Here is a 21952-nt window from a genome sequence, read left to right on the forward strand (position 1 = left end):
GACCGCTGGCGCCTGTCACTCCCTCTGCTGCGACCGGACACCTGGCGGTTATTTCGCTGTGTATGCCTCCAGCGCCTGGATGAGCTTCAGCCCTGCTTCGGCGCGGGCGCTATTTGGATAGTTCCTGTTTGCCAACACCGTGAGGCCGATATGCGCCTTCGGCACCAGCACGACATAGGCGCCGAAGCCGTTCGTCGATCCGGTCTTGTTCATCAGTACCGCCTTCTGCGGCGCAAGCGGCTTCGCCCGCTTTTTGACCGGCTGGCTTTCCAGGCTCATCTTGGAGGAGTTGCCGTCGAGAAGCTGCTTGAGCGCGACGGGCCAGGCATATTGCTCCCAGATCATGTCCTGCGTGTAGGAAGCCGTATCGAAATAACCCGTATGCGTCTTCTCGATCGTGGCCGCCAATTCGGGCGCCAGGGTATCCGGCTTCAAGTTGAGTTCCATCAGATGCACCATGTCGCGGGCCGTGGTCTTGATGCCGTAGGCCTCGTCGCCGAGGACGCCGGGTCCGACGCGGATCGGCTTGTTGGCCTTGGCATAGCCGAAAGCGTAGCGGTCCATGGCATCAGGCGGAACCGCGATGAAGGTGCTTTTCAGGCCGAGGGCGGGGAACAGCTGCCCTTCGACCGCCTGCTTGTAAGTACCGCCGAGGCGCTCTCCGGCGATACGCCCGAGAAGGCCGATGCTGACATTGGAGTAGGAGCGCATGGTGCCCGCCTCGTAGGCCGGCTTCCAGCTCTTAAGGTAGGCCATCAACTCGGCATCATCAGTCACGCTATCAGGCACCTGCAACGGCAGACCGCCTGACGTATGCGTGGCGAGATTGACGAGCGTGATCTTGTCGAAGGCGCTCCCCTTCAGTTCCGGCAGGTAGGTCGAGACCGGCTGGTCAAGGGACAGCAGACCACGTTGCTCGGCAAGTGCGGCAAGCGTGACATTAAAAATTTTGCTGACCGAGCCGAGCTCGAAGATAGTGTCGCTGGTGACGGGCGCTTTCGTCTCGCGCGAGGCTTCGCCGTAAGTGTAATAGAATTCGGAGCCGTTGATCGTGACACCGACTGCCAGTCCCGGAATGTCGTATTCCTTGATCACGGGCTGAAAAATGCGACCTGCTATCTCCCGGAACGCCGTATCCGTCATGCCCGCTGCATGAAGCGGGCTAGCCGACAAGGCGAGAGCGATAAGGCAGTGTCTGATCTTCATGGGTATTTCCCCTTTGTGCGTCCGGAAAATTTCCGGTGCACGGTCGATAGCCCGCCTTTTTGCCCCTTCACAAACGATAAGAACTCGCAGGAGACCCTAGTTTTTTTGGGGCTCGAGGGCGGCAAGAAAGAGCCGCAGCTCCCGCTCCACATAGTCGGCGACGGCGCCTTCGGCGGAAAAGCCCCACCAGAGGAGCGATCCCTGCCATTGCGATAGCATCAGCCGGGCAATGGTTTCAGCGTCCTTCCGTTGACTGAAACGCTCGGCAAGCGCTGCCGTCAACGTCGCACCCCAGGCCGCACCGCGGGCACGCAGCACCGGATCGCGGAAATCCTCCTGCAGAAGCATCAGCCCTTCGGCGTAAGAGGCGGGATTGTCTCCATAATCCTGCGAAAGGCCGGTCAGTAGTGCGATGCCACCCTCCGGCGTCTTCGCCACATGATTTGCAAGCCGTGCCGTTTCCGCATCCAGCCGGTCCCAGGCATGAAGCAGGGCGGCACGCAGCATTCCGGCCTTTGTGGTGAAACGCTGCACCAGCGTCGAGCCAGAGAGACCGCTTGCTTTCGAGACCGCGGCAAAGGTCGCCGCCTCCGGCCCCTCGGACTGGATCACCTCCAGAACCATCGAAAGCAGTTGTTCATCAGAAAGGGTGCGCGGACGCGGCATGAAATTTTCCTCTTGCATTCGCCATATTTATGAACGAACGTTCGTTTATATGCAAGCAAGCCGGTTAAACCGATCAGATGTTTCTAGCGGGGAGGACAGTGAAGTGACAGCGGATGTGAAGGAAAAGGTGGCACTCGTTGCGGGCGGAACGCGCGGCGCCGGCCGCGGCATCGCAGTAGAACTGGGCGCTGCAGGCGCGACGGTCTATGTGACCGGCCGCACGACCCGCGCGCAGCAATCCGAATATGGTCGGCCCGAAACCATCGAGGAAACTGCCGAGCTCGTGAGTGCGGCCGGCGGGCGCGGCATTGCCGTGCAGGTGGACCACCTGGTCCCCGAACAGGTCGAAGCGCTGGTTGCCCGCATCCGTGCGGAGGAGGGCAGGCTGGACATCCTCGTCAACGATATCTGGGGCGGCGAGCATCTGACGGAATGGGACAAGCCCGTCTGGGAACATTCGCTCGACAAGGGCCTGCGCATGCTGCGGCTTGCGATCGACACGCATTTCATCACCGCCCATTACGCTCTGGCGCTGATGATCGAAAAGCCGGGCGGCCTGCTGGTGGAAATGACCGACGGCACGGCAGACTACAACGCCACCCATTACCGGCTCTGCCCTTATTACGACCTCGTCAAGACGGGCACCAACCGCATGGCCTGGGCGCACGCCAATGATCTCGCACCCCATGGCGCCACATCAGTCTCGCTTTCGCCCGGCTGGATGCGCTCGGAAATGATGCTGGAAATCTATGGAGTTAAGGAAGAAAACTGGCGTGACGGTACAAAAGTCCAGCCGCATTTCGTCATCTCGGAAACGCCGCGTTTCACCGGCCGGGCAGTTGCCGCACTCGCCGCCGATCCCGACCGCAGCAGATGGAACGGCCAGTCGCTTTCAAGCTTCCAGCTGGCCGAAGATTACGGTTTCAACGATCTCGATGGCACGCGGCCGGATTGCTGGCGTTACCTCGCCGAGGTGCAGGAACCCGGCAAGCCGGCGGATGACACCGGCTATCGGTGATCTGGCGCGCTGCCGTTGAGGATTGATCCCTAGGCGAATCTGCTAGTCTCCTGGCGAACAGGGAGCTCGGATGGCTTTGCGTATCATTTCATTGAATGCCTGGGGCGGCAGCATCCACGCGCCGCTGATCGACTATCTCGCCCACGCGGACGCCGACATCTTCTGCCTGCAGGAGGTGGTGCGTTCAGCGCCCGGTACGCCGGAATGGCTGGAATATCGCGACGGCGGTGTAGTGCTGCCGCAGCGCGCCCATCTCTATGACGAGATTGCCGCCGTTCTCCCTGGTCATGATGGCTTCTTCTGCCCCTTTGCGCGGGGCGATCTCTTCCACGCCGAGGCGGTCTTCCCGACCGAATTCGGCATCGCCACCTTCGTGCGCAAGTCGCATGCAGTCATCGGCCAGGCGGCGGACTTCATCCATGGCGGTTTCTCGTCCAATGGCTGGGGTGAGCATCCGCGTTCCCGCAATGCCCATTGCATTCGCCTGTTCGATTATACCGGCGGCTTTTCCATCACCATCGCCCAGCTCCACGGCCTGCGTGATCCCGCGGGCAAGGGCGATATTCCAGCTCGCCATGCGCAGGCGGATGCGCTTCTCGAGCTGATCGAACGCGTCTGGCCGGGCAATGAACGACTTGTCGTCTGCGGCGATTTCAACGTGCTGCCTGATAGCACCACCTTCGAGAAGCTCGGCCGCCTCGGCCTCAACGATCTCGTCACCGGCAGGGGGTTTAACGATACCCGCACCTCGCTCTATCCGAAGGAAGGGCGCTTTGCCGATTACTTGCTGGTGACGCCGGAGGTCGTGGTGGAACGCTTCGAAGTGGTGGAAGCGCCCGAAGTTTCCGATCACCGGGCTCTTCTGATTGATCTGGCCTAACGCAGCTTGAAGTATTTCTCCAGGTCGGCGATCTGCTCGGCATTGAGCTGTCGCACCTTCATGCCGCGCGTAATGATCGAAAGCTTCGCTGCCTCTTCCAGCTCTTCGATCGCGAAGACAGCGGAATCGAGAGTGGCAGCCGAAACGATCGGCCCATGGTTTTCCAGCAGCACCGCGCTATGTTCGCCGGCGATTTCAGCAATCAGCGGCTTCACATCAGTCGAGCCCGGCCGCGTATAGGGCACGACCGGCACCTTGCCGACGCGCATCACCACATAGGGCGTCAGCGGCGGAATGGCATCGTTGGGATCGGTATCGGCAAGGCAGGAAAGGGCGGTCGCATAGGTGGAATGCAGGTGCACCACGGCGCCCGTCTGCGGCCGTTTCTCATAGAAGGAAAAATGCAGCGGCAGTTCCTTGGTCGGCGCATCGCCCGAGAGGTGCTTGCCGTCGCTGTCGAGCTTCGAAAGCCGCTCGGCATCGAGAAAGCCGAGGCAGGAATTGGTCGGCGTCGCAAGATAGCCGTCGGCGGTGCGAACCGAAATATTGCCGGATGAACCGGCCGTCAGGCCCCGCTCGAAGAGCGATTTTCCCCAGCGGACGATGGCTTCCCGCAGCGCCGTTTCATGCATGGCCGGCAATCCTGTCCAGCGCCTTGGCGAAGAAATCGGGCGAGCCGAAATTGCCGCTCTTTAGCGCCAGCCCGATCGGCCGCATCGGCCGGCCACGCTCGGATACCAGAACCGGTACGCCGGGATCGATCTCCCCACCGATGATCATATGCTTGAGGCCGAGCGCTTCCACGACGGCACCGGAGGTTTCGCCGCCGCCGACGACGATCTGGCGCGTACCGGAATCGGCGAGCCGCTTGGCGAGACCGCCGAAGAAATCCTCAAGTATCTTCGCCGATTCCTCGCGGCCGAAGCGCTGCTGTACGAAGCTCACGACATCGGGCGAGGTGGTGGAATAGACGATCGGATTGTCAGCTGCGTTGGAGGCCACCCAGCGGGCGGCCTGCTCTACCGACATGGTGCCGCGCACGATGGCTGCGGGATCGATGGAAAGGCCCGGATGGTTCTGCAGGTGGCAGGCAACCTGGTTCTGCGAGGCGAGCGAGCAGGAGCCGCACAGGATGACGCCCGGTCCGCTGACCACAGGCACCTCGGCGGGAACGCCTGATAGTTTGCCGCGCTTGGCGAAATTGCGCACCAGCCCCTGGGCCAGCCCCGACCCGCCGGTGACCAACTCATGGTCGATCACGGCCTCGCCGATCGTCAGCAGGTCGGCATCCTCGATAGCATCGACGACGACGAGGCGGTTGCCATCGGTCAGTTCGTCGCGCAGGCGGCTGCGGATTGCGACCGAGCCTTCGCGCACCGTATCGAGCGTGATGCTGCCGACGCCACCGCGCGTCTGCAGCCGCAGCCAGCGGCGGATGTCAGGATCGGTCATCGGCGTCAGCGGATGGTTCTCCATGCCGGATTCGCTGAGCAGCTTGTCCTTGACGAAGAGGTGGCCCATGAAAACCCGCCGGCCGGTCGCCGGAAAGGCCGGGCAGACGACCGTGACATTGGCGCCCGTCAGCCGCTGCAACGCTTCCGCCACCGGGCCGATATTCCCCTCCGGCGTGGAATCGAAGGTCGAGCAATATTTGAAGAAGATCTGCTCGCAGCCCTGATCCAGCAGCCAGCGCGCCGCGTCCATCGATTGCCATACTGCGTCGTCGACCGATGCCGAGCGCGTCTTCAGCGCCACGACCCCGGCTTCGCAATTCACCTTGCCGCGGCCGGGCCCGACGAACTGCATCGTTGACATGCCGCCTCGGGCAAGGGTGTTGGCAAGATCGCTGGCGCCGGTGAAATCGTCGGCAATGGCTCCAAGCAGCATGTCAGGCGGGCTCCGGCGGTCTGTTGTTCAATTCGTCCTCGATATGGACGCGGATGATGTCGTCAAAGGATGTCTCGGCTGTGAAGCCGAGCGAAAGGGCGCGGCTGGCATCGAAACTCTGCGGCCAGCCGGCAACGATTCTGGCGATATCAGCATCCGGTTCGCGGCGGATCAGCTTGACCGCGTTTTCGCCAGCGACGCGCCGGAGCGCTTCGATCTCCTCGCCGACGGTGGCGGCCAATCCCGGCATGGTCAGCGTGCGGATCTGGCCGAGTGGGGCGGTGTCGAGTTCGGCAGCCGTGAGAAGGAAGCGGATTGCCGCGCGTGGGCTCGCAAACCAGTGGCGCACGCTTTCATCGACCGGCAGCACGGCCTCCTGGCCGATCAGCGGCTCGCGCAGGATGCTGGAGAAGAAGCCGGAGGCAGCCCGGTTCGGCTTGCCGGGGCGGACGGTGATGGTCGGCAGGCGAATGCCGACGCCGTCGAGGAAGCCGCGCCGCGAATAATCGGCAAGCAGCAGTTCGCCGATCGCCTTCTGCGTGCCGTAGCTGGTGAGCGGCGTCAGATGATGCGTGTCACCGATGACCTGCGGCAGCGGCTCGCCGAAGACGGCGATKGAAGAGGTGAAGACGAGCTTCGGGCAATAGGGCTGTTCGGCAAGCCGGATTGCTTCGAGCAGGTAGCGCGTGCCGTCGAGATTGACGCGGTAGCCCTTCTCGAAATCCGCTTCCGCCTCGCCGGAGACGATGGCCGCAAGATGGAAGATCAGGTCCGGCCGGTGCGCGACAAGCTGTTTGGCCGTTCCCGGCAGCGACAGGTCCGCTGCAAGGGTCTCAACCGTGCCGGCGAATTCAGGTTTTTCGGGTACAAAGACATCCGCCAGCACCAGCGAGCCGATGGATTTACCGTTTAAAGTCCCGCGCTCGCACAAAGCACGGACGAGCTTGCGGCCGATCATCCCGGCCGCGCCGATAACAAGGATTTTCATTTGAAGCGGTCCCTCCGACCGAAGACGTGAACGCCAACCGAAAACGCGCCGCCGCCTGAGTCGGCATGGACGGCACGTTTACAGTTAAGACCAGCCGGGCAGGGCTGTCACGCAATTTCAGGCGGAGGAGCCTGTTTGATTGTGGGGTGGAAAGCTCAATCGACCGGCAGCTGGCGCCCGGGCCTTTCGCTCCTATTCGGTTCCCGCAGGGTCCCCAAGGCGGCGTCGGGCATGGATGCTTTTCCACGATGGCGCTTGCTCCACGGCCGGTTTCACGGCAACAAACGGACATGAGCATCCCGACAGAATACCCCTTCGACTTCGACCCCACCTACGGCATGACGCTCGCCGACCTGCGGGCGATCCGCCCGCCGGAGGCGCCGCCGGGCTTCGATGCCTTCTGGCAGAAGCGCTACGCCAGGGCGCTGGCGGTGAAGCCGCAGCCGGTATTGAGCGGAAGCAAGGATACGCATCCGGATTGGCAGGTGCGGGATATCGTCTACACCTCCACCGATAACTTCAGCATTGGCGGCTGGCTGCTCACGCCGCGCAAGGGCGCGGTCAAGCGCGGCCTCGTCGTCGGCCATGGTTATGGTGGCCGCGACCAGCCGGAATTCGATCTTCCGGTCGAAGAGACCGCGATCCTCTTTCCCTGTTTCCGTGGGATGTCGCGCAGCGCCCATCCACCGATCTCGCCGGAAGCGCCCTGGCACGTGCTGCACGATATTGACGATCCCGATCATTACGTGATCGGCGGCTGCGTCGAGGATCTCTGGGTTGCCGTGTCCGCATTGCTGTCGCTTTATCCGGCTCTGTCAGGCCATATTGGCTATAGCGGCATCAGTTTCGGCGGCGGCATCGGTGCGCTCGGCATTCCCTTTGATATCAGGATCATACGCGGTCATCTGACTGTGCCGACCTTCGGAAACCGCAAGCTCTGGCTGACATTGCCGACAGTTGGTAGCGCCCATTCGGTGCAGGACTATGCGAAGACCCATCCCGAGATCTTTGAAAAGCTGCGCCTTTTCGACGCCGCAACGGCCGCGACCCGCATTACCGTGCCGATGCTTGCGGCTGTCGCGCTCTTCGATCCGGCTGTCGCGCCGCCCTGTCAGTTCACGGTGGCGAACGCTCTGCCGAAATCAAAATTTAATGAAATCTTCATCCTGGATACCGGGCATTTCGACTATCTTGATAGTGCAGCGCAGCAAACTGCGCTGCGCGAGCGAGTCGGGCGGTTTTTCAGGGGTCTATGAACCGAGAATATCTGCGCTGGTACAGCGATCGGCTCCATCGTGACATGGAGCTCCTGGTGTTCGGTCATGCCGGCGCCAAAGTACTGATGTTCCCAACGCGGGAGGGGCGCTTTTGGGAATATGAACATCTCGGCATCGTCTCCAGCCTCGCCGACAAGCTTGAGGCCGGCCAACTGCAGCTTTTCTGCATCGAGGGCCTAGCAAATGAGACCTTCTACAACTTCGGCCGTCATCCGGCCGATCGTATCCGCCGCCATATCGCTTTCGAAGAATATGTGCTGAACGAAGTTTTGCCGCTCATGGAGAGCCGCAATAGCCACGAATGCACCATCGTTCACGGCTGCAGCCTCGGCGCCTTCCAGGCCGCCAGCCTCGTCTTCCGCCACCCGCATCTCTTCCGCAAGCTGGTCGCCTTTTCCGGCCGCTACGACCTGACGATGCGCGTCGAATCCTTCTCCGATCTCTTCGACGGCTATTACGACGACACGGTCTATTTCCACATGCCGACGCATTTCCTGCCGGGCCTTTCCAGCGACTGGCGGCTGGAGAAACTGCGGCAGGTCGATATCGTGCTGACCATCGGCAACGAGGATCCCTTCCTCGACAACAACCGCCACCTCAGCCGCTTGCTCGCCGAAAAAGGCGTCGGTCACCACCTGCATTTCTGGGATGGCAGGGCGCACCGCGCGGGTGCCTGGCGCCGGATGGCGCCACTCTATATCTAAGCCGCCGGATGGCGCCGCTCTATATCTAGCTTCTGGCAGTTGCGCCTTACTGCATCAGCGGTTTCTTGAGGAAGCTGTTGCGGTCAGCCGATTTGATGCGCAGCCAGGCTTCGCGGCCGTTCCTCAGCACACGGATGGGGATTTCCGCACCCGCCGGGCCGCTCTTCCAGACCTTGCGGTAGAAATCGGCAAGTCCGTCCACTTCACCGTCGCGGATTTCCGAGATGACGTCGCCCTGCTGCAGGCCCGCCTGCGCGGCAGGGCTGCCATTGGCAACGCTCATGACGATCACCTCGCCGTTGCTCTCGGCCGAAAAGGCTCCGAGCCAGGGGCGCGGCGGCTTGTCGATCTGGCCACGATGCAGCAAATCGTCGAGGATCGGCGGAAGAAGGTTGATCGGCACGATCATGTTGATGTCGGCGACCTCGTCACCCTGGACCATCTGCAGGCGCAGCGAACCGATGCCGAGCAGCTTGTCCTCGTCGCTGACGAGCGCCGCACCGCCCCAGGAGGGGTGAGCCGGCGCGATGAAGATCGCCTCGTCGAGCAGATATTCCCAGTAGCCCGCAAATTCCTGCTTGGCGACGATGTTGGCCTGCACGAATTCGCCGAGGCCATCGGCAAAGATCACTGCATCGCCGACCTTCGTCTTGACCTTGTCGCCGATTTCGAGCGCCGGCAGGTCCAGAGGCGCCAGCGACTGGATGAGGCCGAAGCCGGTTTCCTGGTCATAGGCCAGCGCATGGCCGGGCACGACCTTGCCGTCGTGGCGGGTCAGCCAGATTTCGTCTGCTTCGGTGATAAGATAGCCGATGGTGAGCACCAGCCCGTTTTCCCTGATGACGACGCCACTTCCTTCCCGGCGGGTGCCCAGCGTATTCGCGGTGAAGGCATCTTCGGGGATGGAGGCGCGAACGGCCACAACTGACCGCAGGATCCTGTCGATATTCATGGTTTCATCCTCGTAAGGCGGGCACAAAGGCTCGGAATGCTGCGAGGGCCGGCAAGGGCCGGACGCATACCATTCCTTGTATAGGTATGAAAGGAAACGCAGTTCTGCAAGACCTGCGGCCTGAGGTCTTTTACCCGTTCTGTCCAGCCGAATCCGCAGCCTCCCGGCCATACTGCCGCGGCGAGCGCTCCATTACCCGCTTGAAGGCGGTGCTGAAGGCGCTTTCGGACTCGTAGCCGAGCGAAAGCGCAATCGTGCTGATCGGCTCACGGCTATTTGCGAGCCGATCGCCGGCCAGCGTCATGCGCCAGCGCGTCAGGTAGTCCATCGGCGCGGCTCCGACCTTTTCCTTGAAGCGCTCGGCGAAGGAGGAGCGCGACATGCCGGTCATGGCAGCAAGCTGCTGCAGCGTCCAGCGCCGCGCCGGCTCGGCATGCATCGCGCCGATCGCCGTGCCGATCTGCCTGTCGGCGAGCGCAAAGAGCCAGCCTGTGCCTTCGGTATCGGGTGCTGAGAGATAGAGCCGCAGGATCTGCATCAGCATGATATGCGCCAGATGTTCGGTCATCAGGAAACCACCCGGCCGCCGGCCGCGCAGCTCCCGCGCCATCTGGTCGATGGCAAAGCGCAGCACCGAGGCTTGATCCGAATGCTCGCTGACATGGACGACCGGCGGCAATATGCCGACGAGCAGATCCGCGCCTGCGCCGGAAAAGCCGAAGCGGCTGCCGACAAGGAAGAAGGCGCCGCCGCCATTGCAGGTCGCGACACCATCCGCCGCATGCGCATAGATGTCATCGGCCGGGATTGTCGGCAGGCTGCGGTCGCTCATCATCCGGAAGGGCCGACTCTGTGTCAGCAGGAAACAATCGCCTTCTTCGAGCAGGAACGGCTCGACACCCTCTACCTCCAGCCAGCAGCCGCCCGAAAGCACGGCATTGAACTTGATGCCCTGCGGCGGCGGAAAATCGATCGCCCAGTCACGTCCGGCATCGAGCCCCAGCGAGACATAGCTGCGCGGCTTCAGCAGCGCCAGCACATCGGAAAGGGGATCCATGGAGAGAGAGGTCATGACGAAATCCGGACGATCGCAAAGATATCGTGGATTTTAACGCATAGATCGTACTCTCCGACCGAAAGCAGAAGGAGATTTTCATGGAACACACTCAACATCCGATCGGCTCCGGTTTCGGCACTCGCTCGACGGCCGATGACGTACTCTCGGGCATTGATCTCTCCGGCAAACTGGCAATCGTCACCGGCGGCCATTCCGGCCTCGGACTGGAGACGACGAAGGCGCTGTCGCGGGCAGGCGCGCATGTGCTCGTCGGCGCCCGCCAGCCGGAAGCGGCGGCCAAGGCGCTCTTGGGCATCGCCAATGTCGAAGTCGACAGGCTCGATCTCTCCGACCTCGAAAGCGTACGTCACTTCGCCCAACGCTTCGTCGCCTCCGGCCGCAAGGCCGATATCATCATCAACAGCGCCGGCATCATGGCCTGCCCGGAAACGCTGATAGGGCCGGGATGGGAGGCGCAGTTTGCCACCAACCATCTCGGCCATTTCGCACTCGTCAATCGCCTCTGGCCGTCGATAGCGAGGGGAGCCCGTGTGGTTGCCGTCTCCTCCGGTGCCCACGGCATCACGCCCATCCGCTGGGACGATGTCCAGTTCTCCAAGGGCTACGACCGGTGGCAGGCCTATGGACAGGCGAAGACCGCAAACGCGCTCTTTGCGGTGCAACTCGACAGGCTGGGCAGGGATGCCGGCGTGCGTGCCTTCTCGCTGCATCCCGGCAAAATTCTGACGCCGCTGCAACGGCACCTGGAGAAGGAAGACATGGTCGCCGCCGGCTGGATTGACGCTGACGGCAATGCGGCCGACCCAACGTTCAAGACACCCGAGCAGGGTGCCGCGACGCAGGTCTGGGCCGCCACCTCGCCGCAGCTTGCAGGCCTCGGCGGCCTTTATTGCGCCGACTGCGACGTCGCATCCATCTCGGATGACGGAGCGGAAACCAGCGTGCGCGCTTATGCCGTCGATCCCGACGAGGCGGCCCGTCTCTGGGCGCTCTCGGCGGAACTGACCGGTGTAGACGCGTTCAGCCGTTAAGCGTGGATGCCGGGCGCCTCGTAGCCGGTGCGCTCGACATACTCCGTATAGCCACCGCCATACTGCTGGATGCCATCCGGCGTCAGCTCCAGCACGCGATTGGACAGCGCTGCAAGGAAATGGCGATCGTGCGAGACGAAGAGCATCGTGCCCTCGAAATCGGCGAGCGCCTTGATGAGCATTTCCTTTGTGTCGAGGTCGAGGTGGTTGGTCGGCTCGTCGAGCACGAGGAAGTTCGGCGGGTCGAACAGCATGTGGGCCATGACGAGGCGGGCCTTCTCGCCGCCCGAAAGCACGCGGCAGCGCTTGTCCACGTCATCGCCTGAAAAGCCGAAGCAGCCGGCGAGCGCGCGCAACGGCGCCTGGCCGGCAAGCGGGAAGGAATCCTCCAGCCATTCGAGAACCGTGCGCTCGCCGTCGAGCAGGTCCATGGCATGCTGGGCGAAATAGCCGAGCTTGACGCTGGCCCCCAGTTTCACACTGCCGGCATCTGGATCGGCAGTGCCGGTTACCAGCTTCAGCAGCGTGGATTTGCCCGCACCGTTGATGCCCATGATGCACCAGCGCTCCTTGCGGCGGACCATGAAATCCAGCCCTTCATAGATGGTGCGGCTGCCGTATTTCTTGTGCACGTTCTTGAGGTTGACCACGTCTTCGCCCGAACGCGGCGCTTGCTGGAACTCGAACGCCACCGTCTGGCGGCGCTTCGGCGGCTCGACGCGATCGATCTTTTCCAGCTTCTTCACGCGGCTCTGGACCTGCGAGGCATGGCTCGCGCGCGCCTTGAAGCGCTCGATGAACTTGATTTCCTTGGCAAGCATCGCCTGCTGGCGCTCGAACTGCGCCTGCTGCTGTTTCTCGTTCTGCGCTCGCTGCTCCTCATAGAAGCCATAGTCGCCGGAATAGCTGGTCAGTGAGCCGGAATCGATTTCGATGATCTTGGTGACGATGCGGTTCATGAACTCGCGGTCATGCGAGGTCATCAGCAGCGCGCCTTCGTAGGTCTTGAGGAATTCCTCGAGCCAGATCAGGCTTTCGAGATCCAGATGGTTGCTCGGTTCGTCGAGCAGCATCACGTCGGGGCGCATCAGTAGGATACGGCCGAGCGCCACGCGCATCTTCCAGCCGCCCGAGAGCGCGCCGACATCGCCGTCCATCATTTCCTGGCTGAAGCTGAGGCCGTCCAGAACTTCGCGGGCGCGGCCTTCCAGCGCATAGCCGTCCAGCTCTTCATAGCGAGCCTGCACTTCGCCATAGCGCTCGATGATCTCATCCATCTCGTCCATGCGGTCAGGATCGGACATGGCCGCTTCCAGCTCGCGCAGTTCTGCGGCGACGACGCTGACGGGGCCAGCACCTTCCATCACTTCGGCAACCGCGCTGCGGCCGGACATTTCGCCGACATCCTGGTTGAAATAGCCGATGGAGACGTGCTTCTCGACCGAGACCTGGCCTTCATCCGGCTGCTCTTCGCCGTTGATCATGCGGAAAAGCGTCGTCTTGCCGGCGCCGTTCGGGCCGACGAGGCCGATCTTCTCGCCCTTGTTGAGGGCTGCGGTGGCTTCGATGAAGAGGATGCGGTGGCTGTTCTGCTTGCTGATATTTTCGATACGGATCATGTCTTACGCGGTGCCTGGGGAGAATTTTGGCGCCCTTATGCCACGGGTTTTCGCCCGTGTCGCAGGTTTTTCGCGTCATGAAGCTGTGATCTTTGCAGCCTGTGTCCATTCCGCGCGACTGGAAATCGAGGCGTCCTTCCTTATTATCCCCCAGGGGAGGAGCCCATGACCAACAAAACATCCGGCAAACCGGCAAAGCCGACGGAACCGAAGCTGCTGTCCGGTGGCAATCCGCAGATCGCCAAAGGTGAGGGCGATGGCCCGGTGCAGGCCTATATCACCGCCATGCCCGGCTGGAAAAGCGATGTCGGCCGCCACCTAGACGCATTGATCATGCGCACCGTTGCCGATGCCCACAAGGCCGTCAAATGGAACTCGCCGCTCTATGGCATGAGGGGAGACGGCTGGTTCCTCGCCATCCACTGCTTCAACAAATACATTAAGCTGGCCTTCTTCCGCGGCGCTGCCTTGCAGCCCGTGCCGCCGGGAGAATCCAAGACAGCGCAAACGCGCTACTTCCACATCCATGAAAACGACCCGATCGATGACGCGCAGCTCGCTGACTGGATCACGCAGGCAAGCCTGTTGCCGGGCGAGAAGATGTAAGGAGAGAGACCATGAAGAAAGCGGCGACGACGAAAAAGGAAACGGAACTGAAGGAAGCCTCTCCCTCCGAACGCATCGATGCCAAGATCAGGGAATTGGGCGACTGGCGCGGCGAAACGCTTTCCCGCGTCCGAGCGATCATTCGTGAGGCCGACCCGCAAGTGGAGGAGACGTGGAAGTGGAGGGGCGTCCCGGTGTGGGAACACGCCGGCATCATCTGCACCGGCGAAACCTACAAGGCCGTCGTCAAGCTGACCTTTGCCAAGGGCGCTTCCGTGGAGGATCCCTCCAAGCTCTTCAACTCCAGCCTTGAGGGCAATACGCGCCGGGCGATCGATATTCACGAAGGAGAGAAAATCGACGAGGCAGCCCTGACGGCGCTGATACAGGCTGCGGTGGCGCTGAACACGGCGCGCAAACCGGCATCGAAGAAAGCGAGCGCCTAGAGCAATTCCAGCAAAAGTGCGCAGCGGTTTCGCGCCCGAATTTGCGTGAAAACAAAGAGATAGAGCATTTTCGTGACTCGAAGAAAAATGGAAATGCTCTAGTTCGGCGGGCGAAAGGCATCCCGGGGCAACAGCCGGTCATTGCCGATACCGCAGAGCGTCCTATGTGGAGCCTTGCGAATTCATTTCGATTGAAAACCGATAAGACGGAGGCTCTTTTGAAGGGTTACCTTCCCTATCTGGTCGGCGCGCTGGCAGGAATGCTCGGCGCCATTCTCCTGTCCAGCCTGTTGACGCTGACAGGAACGCCACAGCTCATCCTTTTCGCCCTGCTGCCCGTAGTCGGCGGTGCCGTCGTCGAACGTGTCGTCCAGAGCCGCTCCGGCAATTCGTGAGAGCCCATGGGACGGCTGAAGGAAATTGTCATTGATTGCGATGTGCCCTCCCGCGTCGCCCGCTTCTGGGCCGAAGCGCTTGATGGCTATGCGGTCTTGCCCTACGACGATGAGGAAGTCGCCCGCCTTGCCGCGTCAGGCCTGACGCCCGAGACCGACCCGGTGGTGATAGTCGAAGGGCCGGGAACGCGGCTCTGCTTCCATCTTCGCCAGGGAGAGCGTCCGCTCCGTAATCGCGTCCATCTCGATATCGCCAGCCCTGACCGCGGAAAGGAGGTCGCGCGCCTGATATCTCTGGGCGCGACCTTCGTGCGTGAAACGGCCGAATACACCGTGCTGAACGATCCCGAGGGCAACAATTTCTGCGTGACCTCCTGATAGTCTGCGTCAGACAGACTTCACCTCGCCGCCATCCATTCCGGTCATCCAGTGCGCGGCCGGCGAGACAATGAAAGCCATCAGTTCAGCGATCTCTTCCGGCTCGCCGAAACGGGCAATGCCGGCTTCCTTCGGAAATCTGGCCGTCGCCTCTTCCACCGTCATGTCGTGCAATGGCGCTCAATGATGGCTGCTTTGTCGGACATGGTGTTTCTCCTGTTCGCGGGTCAGCCGAGGAAATCGCGGATCGCGGCGGCAATCTCGTCCGCATGCGTTTCGAGCGCGAAGTGGCCGGTATCGAAGAATTTGATCACGGCATCAGGAATATCGCGGGCAAAGGCTTCGGCACCCGGCGGCAGGAAGAAGGGGTCGTTCTTGCCCCAGACGGCGAGGAAGCGCGGCTTGTGGGTCCGGAAGTAATTCTGGAAGGTCGGGTAGAGCGCCACATTGCTTTTGTAGTCGCCCATGAGATCGAGCTGCACAGTCTCGGCACCGGGACGCGCGAGGTAGAAATTGTCGAGCGAATAACCGTCAGGCGAAATCCTGGCCGTATCGGTAACGCCATGCGTATACTGCCAGATGGTCGTTTCCGGCCCGAGGAACGCCTTCAGTGCCGCGCGGTTTTCTTGCGTTCCATCCTGCCAATAGGCCTGCACCGGGTTCCATGCATCGCTGAGGCCATCGACGTATGCATTGCCATTCTGCGAGATGATGCCCGTGATCCGCTCGGGATGCTTGACCGCCAGGCGGAAGCCCGTCGGCGCGCCATAATCGAAGACATAGACGGCATAGCGATCGAAGCCGACGATCTCGGTAAAGCGGTCGATCGTGTCTGCAATGCTGTCGAAGCTGTTGACGGCGGGATCGTCCGACTGGCCGAAGCCCGGAAGATCAGGGGCGATGATGTGGTAGCGATCGGCTAGCAGCGGGATCAGATCGCGGAACATGTGGCCGGAGGTCGGGAAGCCATGCAGCAGCAGGAGCTTCGGAGCGCCCTGGGTACCGGCCTCGCGATAGGCGATCTTGATGCCATCGACGGTGGTGTTGCGGTAGCTGATCTTGGTCATGGTCATGTTTCCTTCAGTTGAGATGAATGTCGATGCAGTGGGAGATATGTCGGTCATTCAGGCTGCGGCCACCGTTGTCACCGCTTCATGGATGACCTGCAGTGCGGTTACCGAAAAGCCCTCGGCGGCAAGCGGTTCGATGACCTTGGCCCAGCCGGAGCCGTCAGCCCAGGCGCCATGGACGAGCACGATATGCATGGTCTGCTGATCAACCGACTGCGGCGACATCTGCTCTCTCCTTCTTCGTTCGTAACCTTTTAAGATGACATAGAATGGTTACTTCCCATGAAGGTAACTTGTCAACCGCCTTTTGACAGGTTACATATGAATCACGTTTTTAAGCGGGCTGCCCTGCAGCTCTGGTCCGCAGCGGAATAGGACTTGCAATGGATAACCACTCTCCCGCCCTGTTCCTGGGTGACGCGTTGGCGCTGGATTTCCTGAATTCGGTGGCAACGCCCGTCGATATGCCTGTCGAATGGATCGATGACGGGGAAGGGCTGCTGCGCTGGCTCGATCAGGCAAAGCTGGTTCCGAGGGAAGCGCTTGAAAGCATGCGCATCCAGGCACTTCCGGGCGAGCTGGACAAGGTCGCCGATCAGGCGAGGAACCTGCGCGAGTGGTTCCGCGCTTTTGTCCGCGAGCATAAGGGAAAGCAGTTGAAGCCCGATACGCTGGCGGAGCTGGAACCGCTGAACCGCCTGCTTGAACGCGACGAAGGTTTCAGCCGCGTCGTGGCGCGTCAGGCCGACGAAGGCGCGGTTTTCGAATTCCAGCCTATGCGCAAGTGGCGCTCGCCGGAGGCATTGCTGCTACCGGTCGGCGAGGCGCTCGGCCGCTTTGTCTGCACCGAAGATTTTTCGAATGTGAAGGCCTGCGAAGGCCCATCCTGCACCCTGCTGTTTGCCGACCATACCCGTGGTCACCGCAGGCGCTGGTGCAGCATGGCGCTCTGCGGCAACCGCGCCAAGCAGGCCGCGCATCGGCACCGGATCAGGCAGGCCTAGCCGCCATCTCTTCGATGAGCCGGTCGAAGCCGATGCCGGTGCCACTCTCTCTGATATCGCCATCTTCGACATCGCCGAAAACGGCCTGCTCGGTGAAGGTCATCAGCGTCGTGCCGCCGCGCCCGGTAAACTCGACGGTCACCAGGGAGGAGGAGATGCTCCTGCCCGCCGTCAGCATCGTATAGGCATAGATGATGCGCTCGCGGGGGTGGATTTCGAGATAGTAGGCGTGCATTGCCTGCTCCGTTCCGTCGGGCATGCGCCATGTCATGCGCTCGCGCCCGCCGATCTCGAAGGCGAAATGATCTTCCATCACCTGCCAGTCGGGATGACAGGCCGTCCAGCGCCGCTTCAGCTGATGATCCGACCAGAAGCGGAAGGCATGCGCCACGCTGCCGGGCAGGTCGCGCTCGATGACGAAGGTGCGGTGATTGACGCTGACACCCATCAGTGATCCTTTTCCTCAGGAGTTTCCGCCATCAGGAGGGCGAGGCGATCGAAGGCTGCATGCATTTCCGCCTGACGTTGCTCGATCCACTGGTTGATGGCGCCGAATGCCTGCTGCTGCATGCGATAGGTGCGCACCCGCCCCACCTTTTCCGAAATGACGATGCCGCTTTCTTCCAGAATCCGCAAATGCTTCAGCACGGCCGGCAGGCCGACATCGGCGGGCTCCGCCAGTTCCGTGACGGAGGACGGCCCCTTCGAAAGCTGCTCCACGAAGCCACGGCGATAGGGATCGGCGAGAGCCTGAAACATCCGGTCGAATTCGGCTGGCGCCAGTTCTGCCATCACATGCCTCAAGATGTCGCGGCCTCAAGATAACGCGCCGGCATCGCCTCCCGATACGGAAACATCGAGAAGTAGGGTTGCGCTTCGGCCAACACGCGTTTGACGGAAGCACGTTGTAACAGACGCTCCAGATAAGTGGAAAGCGCCTGCTGCTCAGCCGTGAACGGATGCACGATGGAGGCAAAGAACAGCCCCGGCAGAGCCGCGCAATCGGCCATGGTGAAATCATCACCCGTTGCCCAGAGCCTTCCCTGCATATGCGCCTCGATCATCTTATAGGCCTGATCGAGCATTGCCCGTGCTTCGGCAACGCCGTGCCGATCATGGGCGTCTGCAGACCGGATTCGGTCGGTGACGATCTTCTGCATCGGCACGCTGACATAGAGATCGTAGAACCGGTCCCAGAGCCGCACCTGCAGCAGTTCTTCCGGGTCATCGGGCAGCATCCGCATCGGCCCCGGATAATGGGCCTGCAGGTATTCGATGATGATGCTCGTCTCCGGTATCGTACGCCCGGTCGCCTCATCATGCAGGATCGGGATCTTGCCGACCGGCCATTTGTCGAGCAGGGCCGCAGCCGAGTCCGCATCGGCAAAATTGACGATCCGGCTGTCGAACGCGGTCTCGTTTTCATAAAGCGCGATCAGCACCTTGTGGCAGAAGGAGGCAAGCGGATGCAGGTAAAGGGTCAGCGTCATATGGCACCAATAGTTTCCAATTTTGGAAACTATATCTCGGCCGCAATCGTCACGCAAGATGCTTTCCAAAATTGGAAAGTTTTCGATAGGCCTATGCGTATGCCACCCATCCCCTGAAGCTGAAAGCAGCGTAGAACAGACTGACATCTGAAAAGCCTGCCGCGCGCAGCATGGCCTCTTCATCCCCAGGGGCAAGGATATGCAGTCTCTCGCGCATGGCCTTGCGTGCATTGTTCAGCCGGGCAGGGTCCGTTCCATCGGGTGCCCCATAGGCGATATGCCGATCGATCCACATCGATCGCTCCGGCTCCGTTTGCGGGAAGCTCACATGCGCGAGAACAAAGGGCGCGTCCGCTCTCAGGCGACGGCGAATTTTTCGAAGTATCTCAAGCCGTTGTTCGACGGGAATATGATGGAAGGTCAGCAGGCACGCGGCAGCGTCGAACGGACCTTCGGGCGCGATGTCGATGCTGCCTTCGTGAAAACCTATCCGCCCGCCGTGCTCTCCGGTGACCTGCCTTGCCAGTTGCAGCATGTCGGCGGAGGGATCGACACCGTCAAAAGCCCAGCCCTCATGCGCCTCGGCAAATGCCTTGAGTTCCAGTCCGCCGCCCGCGCCAAGCACGAGCACCCGGCCGTTCTCGGGCACACGCTCGGCCATCAACATGGCCGCCATGCGATGCAGGCTGGAAAAGCCTGGAACCTGTCGTGGCGGGCCTTCAATATAGGATTTGACGGCATCTCCGGTGAAGGGCGATGCGGCCGTGCTGGCCACGGATATGTTCGGGATGCGGGGCAGGCGATCATCTTCTATCATGTAACTTTAATTATTTCATGATAGCCGCAGTGTCAATTTCCGCGCCTATTTCGCGAACTTGCGTGCCCCGGCCACGCAGAGAATGACGGCGACCGTCACCGCAAGCATGCTCCAGCTCACCGTCTCGCGCAGCAGCGTTGCGGCAAGCGCCAGCCCGAAGAAGGGTTGCAAGAGCTGTAACTGACCGACGGCGGCGATGCCGCCCTGTGCAAGGCCGCGATACCAGAAGATGAAACCGATCAGCATGCTGAAGAGCGAAACATAGGCGAGACCCAGCATGGCAGGCGTCTGGATATCCGCGAAGCTCGGTGGCCGATAGACGATGGCGGCGACGATCATGACAGGCAGCGACAGCACCAGCGCCCAGGAGATCACCTGCCAGCCGCCGAGCCGGCGCGAAAGCCTGGCGCCTTCGGCATAACCAAGCCCGCAGACGATGACGGCACCGAGCATCAATGCATCGCCGACGGGCGAGGCGGTCAGCCCCTGCGTCAGCGCAAAGCCCGCCACCAGCGCGCTGCCGAGCAGCGAGAAGATCCAGAAAGCCGGCTTCGGCCGCTCGCCACCCCTGATGACGCCGAAGATCGCCGTCGCCAATGGCAGAAGACCGATGAAGACGATGGAATGCGCCGAGGTCACGTGCTGCAACGCCAGCGCCGTCAGCAGCGGAAAGCCGACGACGACACCGAGCGCGATGACAACAAGTGAGATGAGGTCCTGCCGCGAAGGCCGCTTCTCCCGGAAGATGATCAGCAGGCAGAGCGCCAGGATACCGGCAATCGCCGCTCGCGCGACCGTCAGGAAAACCGGATCAAGCTGCATGACGGCCACACGCGTCGCCGGCAGCGATCCGCTGAAGATCAGCACGCCAATGAAACCATTGATCCATCCGGTCGCTGTGCGATCCATGCGGCACTCCTCTGTTCGTCCGCTCTTATCGATCTTCCTCACTGGCGCTGCCAGTCACAGTTCGGTACAGTTTGCCGAAACTGTAATGGTGGAAGGACCAGTACGGATGGACGAGCAGAGGCAGGCAAACACACGGGTCGGCATGGTCATGGCGACGATCCGGCAAAGGATTGCCGGGCGCAGCCTGACACCCGGCGCAAAGCTACCCTCGATCCGCGGCCTCTCGGAAACCTTGAAAGTCTCGGCCTCGACGGTCGTCGATGCCTATGAGCGTCTGGTGGCCGAGGGCACGATCCTCTCTCGTCCCGGTTCCGGCTTCTATGTCGCCAGCCAGACGGCGCCCTTGTCGCTTTCGGATATCGGCCCGAAGCTTGACCGCGCCATTGATCCCTTTTGGATATCGCGGCAATCGCTGGAGGCGCGCGACAGCGACTTGAAGCCGGGCTGCGGCTGGCTGCCGCCCTCGTGGTTTCCCGAAGATGCCATCCGCCGGACGCTGCGATCGCTCTCCCGCACTGAGGCCGCAAGTCTTTTCGACTACGGCTCGCCGCTCGGCCTCAAGCCGCTGCGCCAGCTCATTACCAGGCGCATGGCAGAGCGCGGCATCGAGGCGGCGCCGGATCAGATCATGCTCACCGAATCCGGAACCCAGGCGATCGATTTCCTCTGCCGCTTCCTGATGGAACCCGGCGATACCGTTCTGGTGGATGATCCCTGTTATTTCAATTTCCATGCGCTGCTCAGAGCCCACCGCGCCAAGGTGGTGAGCGTTCCCTACACGCCCTCGGGCCCGGATATCGAACTCTTCGCCAAGGTGCTCGCCGAGGACAAGCCGCGGCTCTACATCACCAATTCAGCCATCCACAACCCGACCGGCGCAACGCTGTCGCCCGTTACGGCTCATCGGCTGCTGAAGCTCGCCGAACAACACGGCCTCACCATCATCGAGGACGATATCTTCGCCGATTTCGAACAGATGCCGGCACCGCGCCTTGCTGCCTTCGACGGCCTCGATCGCGTCATCCATATCGGCAGTTTCTCCAAGACGCTCTCGGCCTCGGCGCGCTGCGGCTTCATCGCCGCGAGGCCGGAATGGATCGAAGGCCTGACCGATCTCAAGATTGCAACCTCCTTCGGCGGTGCCCGGCTGAATGCCGAACTGGTGCTGAGCGTGTTGAGCGACGGTGGCTATCGCAAACATACGGAGAGCCTGCGCAGCCGCCTGTCGAAGGCGATGTTCGATGTCACGACCCGGCTGAAAGCCCTTGATATCCGCCCCTGGCTGGAGCCGCAGGCCGGTATGTTCCTCTGGTGTCGCCTGCCTGATGGTCTGGATGCGGCCGTCGTGGCGCGCGCGGCGCTCGCCAACAACGTTGTCCTTGCCCCTGGCAATGCCTTCAGCCTGACGCAATCGGCAACCGGCTTCATGCGATTCAATGTCTCTCAGACGCTTGATCACCGGGTTTTCGAAGTGCTGCGTGACGCGCTCAAACGGGCGGAACGGTTCGCTGAGTGATACGCCGCCGCATGC

General features: G+C 61.7%; 26 protein-coding genes and 1 pseudogene. 11 read left to right on the top strand and 16 right to left on the bottom strand.

Annotated features, from left to right (window positions below):
• Positions 1–48: 48 nt before the first annotated feature.
• On the bottom strand, positions 49–1206 hold the full coding sequence (gene ampC, locus AC1D35_RS16440) for a class C beta-lactamase (protein ID WP_113310043.1): 1158 nt from the start codon (positions 1204–1206) through the stop codon (positions 49–51).
• Between the two features lie 96 nt (positions 1207–1302).
• Positions 1303–1872 carry a TetR family transcriptional regulator gene (locus tag AC1D35_RS16445; RefSeq protein ID WP_113310044.1) on the bottom strand — a complete coding sequence of 190 codons (570 nt, stop codon included), beginning with the start codon at positions 1870–1872 and terminating at the stop codon, positions 1303–1305.
• A 103-nt stretch (positions 1873–1975) separates the two neighbouring features.
• Here AC1D35_RS16445 and AC1D35_RS16450 point away from each other — a divergent pair, with 103 nt between their 5' ends.
• Positions 1976–2890, top strand: coding sequence for an SDR family oxidoreductase (locus AC1D35_RS16450; RefSeq protein ID WP_113310045.1), 915 nt, complete (start codon positions 1976–1978; stop codon positions 2888–2890).
• A gap of 70 nt (positions 2891–2960) precedes the next feature.
• The gene (locus AC1D35_RS16455; RefSeq protein ID WP_477855262.1) at positions 2961–3770 is read left to right on the top strand and encodes an endonuclease/exonuclease/phosphatase family protein; all 810 of its coding nucleotides are present in this window, start codon (positions 2961–2963) and stop codon (positions 3768–3770) included.
• Here AC1D35_RS16455 and otnC read toward each other — a convergent pair.
• Genes otnC through denD form a run of 3 tightly spaced genes read right to left on the bottom strand, consistent with a single transcriptional unit; the run spans position 3767 to position 6645 of the window.
• Complete coding sequence (gene otnC, locus AC1D35_RS16460) at positions 3767–4402, bottom strand: 3-oxo-tetronate 4-phosphate decarboxylase (RefSeq protein ID WP_113310046.1); 636 nt, start codon at positions 4400–4402, stop codon at positions 3767–3769. The two genes, AC1D35_RS16455 and otnC, sit on opposite strands and share 4 nt — an antisense overlap.
• The gene (gene otnK, locus AC1D35_RS16465) at positions 4395–5657 is read right to left on the bottom strand and encodes a 3-oxo-tetronate kinase (protein ID WP_113301619.1); all 1263 of its coding nucleotides are present in this window, start codon (positions 5655–5657) and stop codon (positions 4395–4397) included. The genes otnC and otnK overlap by 8 nt, the downstream gene beginning before the upstream one ends.
• A gap of 1 nt (position 5658) precedes the next feature.
• Positions 5659–6645 carry a D-erythronate dehydrogenase gene (denD, locus tag AC1D35_RS16470; RefSeq protein ID WP_477939100.1) on the bottom strand — a complete coding sequence of 329 codons (987 nt, stop codon included), beginning with the start codon at positions 6643–6645 and terminating at the stop codon, positions 5659–5661.
• A 290-nt stretch (positions 6646–6935) separates the two neighbouring features.
• On the opposite strand from denD, the gene AC1D35_RS16475 reads away from it, so the two are divergent.
• Together AC1D35_RS16475 and AC1D35_RS16480 are read left to right on the top strand one after the other, a co-directional pair.
• Positions 6936–7901 (top strand): acetylxylan esterase, encoded by a 966-nt coding sequence (locus AC1D35_RS16475; protein WP_477939102.1) that lies wholly within the window; start codon positions 6936–6938, stop codon positions 7899–7901.
• Positions 7898–8626, top strand: a complete 729-nt coding sequence (locus tag AC1D35_RS16480; RefSeq protein ID WP_113310049.1) for an esterase family protein — start codon at positions 7898–7900, stop codon at positions 8624–8626. The genes AC1D35_RS16475 and AC1D35_RS16480 overlap by 4 nt, the downstream gene beginning before the upstream one ends.
• Before the next feature lie 46 nt (positions 8627–8672).
• On the opposite strand, the gene AC1D35_RS16485 is transcribed toward AC1D35_RS16480, so the two are convergent.
• Both AC1D35_RS16485 and AC1D35_RS16490 read right to left on the bottom strand, forming a co-directional pair.
• Positions 8673–9578, bottom strand: a complete 906-nt coding sequence (locus AC1D35_RS16485; RefSeq protein ID WP_113310050.1) for a S1C family serine protease — start codon at positions 9576–9578, stop codon at positions 8673–8675.
• 130 nt (positions 9579–9708) lie between these two features.
• Positions 9709–10635, bottom strand: coding sequence for an AraC family transcriptional regulator (locus AC1D35_RS16490; protein ID WP_113310080.1), 927 nt, complete (start codon positions 10633–10635; stop codon positions 9709–9711).
• A 98-nt stretch (positions 10636–10733) separates the two neighbouring features.
• On the opposite strand from AC1D35_RS16490, the gene AC1D35_RS16495 reads away from it, so the two are divergent.
• Entirely contained in the window at positions 10734–11687 is a 954-nt protein-coding gene (locus tag AC1D35_RS16495) for an SDR family NAD(P)-dependent oxidoreductase (protein WP_113310051.1), read from the top strand.
• Here AC1D35_RS16495 and AC1D35_RS16500 read toward each other — a convergent pair.
• Entirely contained in the window at positions 11684–13306 is a 1623-nt protein-coding gene (locus AC1D35_RS16500; protein ID WP_113310052.1) for an ABC-F family ATP-binding cassette domain-containing protein, read from the bottom strand. The two genes, AC1D35_RS16495 and AC1D35_RS16500, sit on opposite strands and share 4 nt — an antisense overlap.
• A 165-nt stretch (positions 13307–13471) precedes the next feature.
• Here AC1D35_RS16500 and AC1D35_RS16505 point away from each other — a divergent pair, with 165 nt between their 5' ends.
• The 4 genes from AC1D35_RS16505 (at position 13472) to AC1D35_RS16520 (ending at position 15131) form a co-directional block, all read left to right on the top strand.
• Positions 13472–13912, top strand: a complete 441-nt coding sequence (locus AC1D35_RS16505) for a DUF1801 domain-containing protein (RefSeq protein WP_113310053.1) — start codon at positions 13472–13474, stop codon at positions 13910–13912.
• A gap of 11 nt (positions 13913–13923) precedes the next feature.
• The gene (locus tag AC1D35_RS16510; protein ID WP_113310054.1) at positions 13924–14358 is read left to right on the top strand and encodes a DUF1801 domain-containing protein; all 435 of its coding nucleotides are present in this window, start codon (positions 13924–13926) and stop codon (positions 14356–14358) included.
• A 218-nt stretch (positions 14359–14576) separates the two neighbouring features.
• Complete coding sequence (locus tag AC1D35_RS16515) at positions 14577–14753, top strand: hypothetical protein (RefSeq protein ID WP_477833268.1); 177 nt, start codon at positions 14577–14579, stop codon at positions 14751–14753.
• A gap of 6 nt (positions 14754–14759) precedes the next feature.
• A complete protein-coding gene (locus AC1D35_RS16520) occupies positions 14760–15131 on the top strand; it encodes a VOC family protein (RefSeq protein WP_113310056.1) in 372 nt (123 codons plus the stop codon).
• Between the two features lie 9 nt (positions 15132–15140).
• On the opposite strand, the gene AC1D35_RS16525 is transcribed toward AC1D35_RS16520, so the two are convergent.
• From AC1D35_RS16525 to AC1D35_RS16535, 3 genes and pseudogenes are all read right to left on the bottom strand, one after another.
• Entirely contained in the window at positions 15141–15305 is a 165-nt protein-coding gene (locus AC1D35_RS16525) for a hypothetical protein (protein ID WP_477855258.1), read from the bottom strand.
• 53 nt (positions 15306–15358) lie between these two features.
• A complete protein-coding gene (locus tag AC1D35_RS16530) occupies positions 15359–16198 on the bottom strand; it encodes an alpha/beta hydrolase (RefSeq protein ID WP_113310081.1) in 840 nt (279 codons plus the stop codon).
• 102 nt (positions 16199–16300) lie between these two features.
• A pseudogene (locus AC1D35_RS16535) lies at positions 16301–16426 on the bottom strand (alpha/beta hydrolase); the annotation flags it as partial.
• 158 nt (positions 16427–16584) lie between these two features.
• On the opposite strand from AC1D35_RS16535, the gene AC1D35_RS16540 reads away from it, so the two are divergent.
• Positions 16585–17205, top strand: a complete 621-nt coding sequence (locus AC1D35_RS16540) for an ABATE domain-containing protein (RefSeq protein WP_113310057.1) — start codon at positions 16585–16587, stop codon at positions 17203–17205.
• On the opposite strand, the gene AC1D35_RS16545 is transcribed toward AC1D35_RS16540, so the two are convergent.
• The 5 genes from AC1D35_RS16545 to AC1D35_RS16565 form a co-directional block, all read right to left on the bottom strand.
• The gene (locus AC1D35_RS16545) at positions 17192–17653 is read right to left on the bottom strand and encodes an SRPBCC domain-containing protein (RefSeq protein ID WP_113310058.1); all 462 of its coding nucleotides are present in this window, start codon (positions 17651–17653) and stop codon (positions 17192–17194) included. The two genes, AC1D35_RS16540 and AC1D35_RS16545, sit on opposite strands and share 14 nt — an antisense overlap.
• Positions 17653–17997 (bottom strand): metalloregulator ArsR/SmtB family transcription factor, encoded by a 345-nt coding sequence (locus AC1D35_RS16550; RefSeq protein ID WP_113310059.1) that lies wholly within the window; start codon positions 17995–17997, stop codon positions 17653–17655. Before AC1D35_RS16550 ends, AC1D35_RS16545 begins: the two co-directional genes overlap by 1 nt.
• 8 nt (positions 17998–18005) lie before the next feature.
• Positions 18006–18695: a glutathione S-transferase family protein gene (locus AC1D35_RS16555; protein WP_113310060.1), complete on the bottom strand. Its 690-nt coding sequence runs from the start codon at positions 18693–18695 to the stop codon at positions 18006–18008.
• A 91-nt stretch (positions 18696–18786) separates the two neighbouring features.
• Positions 18787–19512 carry a class I SAM-dependent methyltransferase gene (locus tag AC1D35_RS16560; protein ID WP_113310061.1) on the bottom strand — a complete coding sequence of 242 codons (726 nt, stop codon included), beginning with the start codon at positions 19510–19512 and terminating at the stop codon, positions 18787–18789.
• Between the two features lie 45 nt (positions 19513–19557).
• Positions 19558–20421 (bottom strand): DMT family transporter, encoded by an 864-nt coding sequence (locus AC1D35_RS16565; RefSeq protein WP_113301636.1) that lies wholly within the window; start codon positions 20419–20421, stop codon positions 19558–19560.
• An 85-nt stretch (positions 20422–20506) separates the two neighbouring features.
• Between AC1D35_RS16565 and AC1D35_RS16570 the strand changes: the two genes are divergently transcribed.
• Complete coding sequence (locus tag AC1D35_RS16570; RefSeq protein ID WP_113310062.1) at positions 20507–21937, top strand: aminotransferase-like domain-containing protein; 1431 nt, start codon at positions 20507–20509, stop codon at positions 21935–21937.
• Positions 21938–21952 lie beyond the last annotated feature (15 nt).

This window comes from Rhizobium sp. P1_E6 (assembly GCF_056405875.1).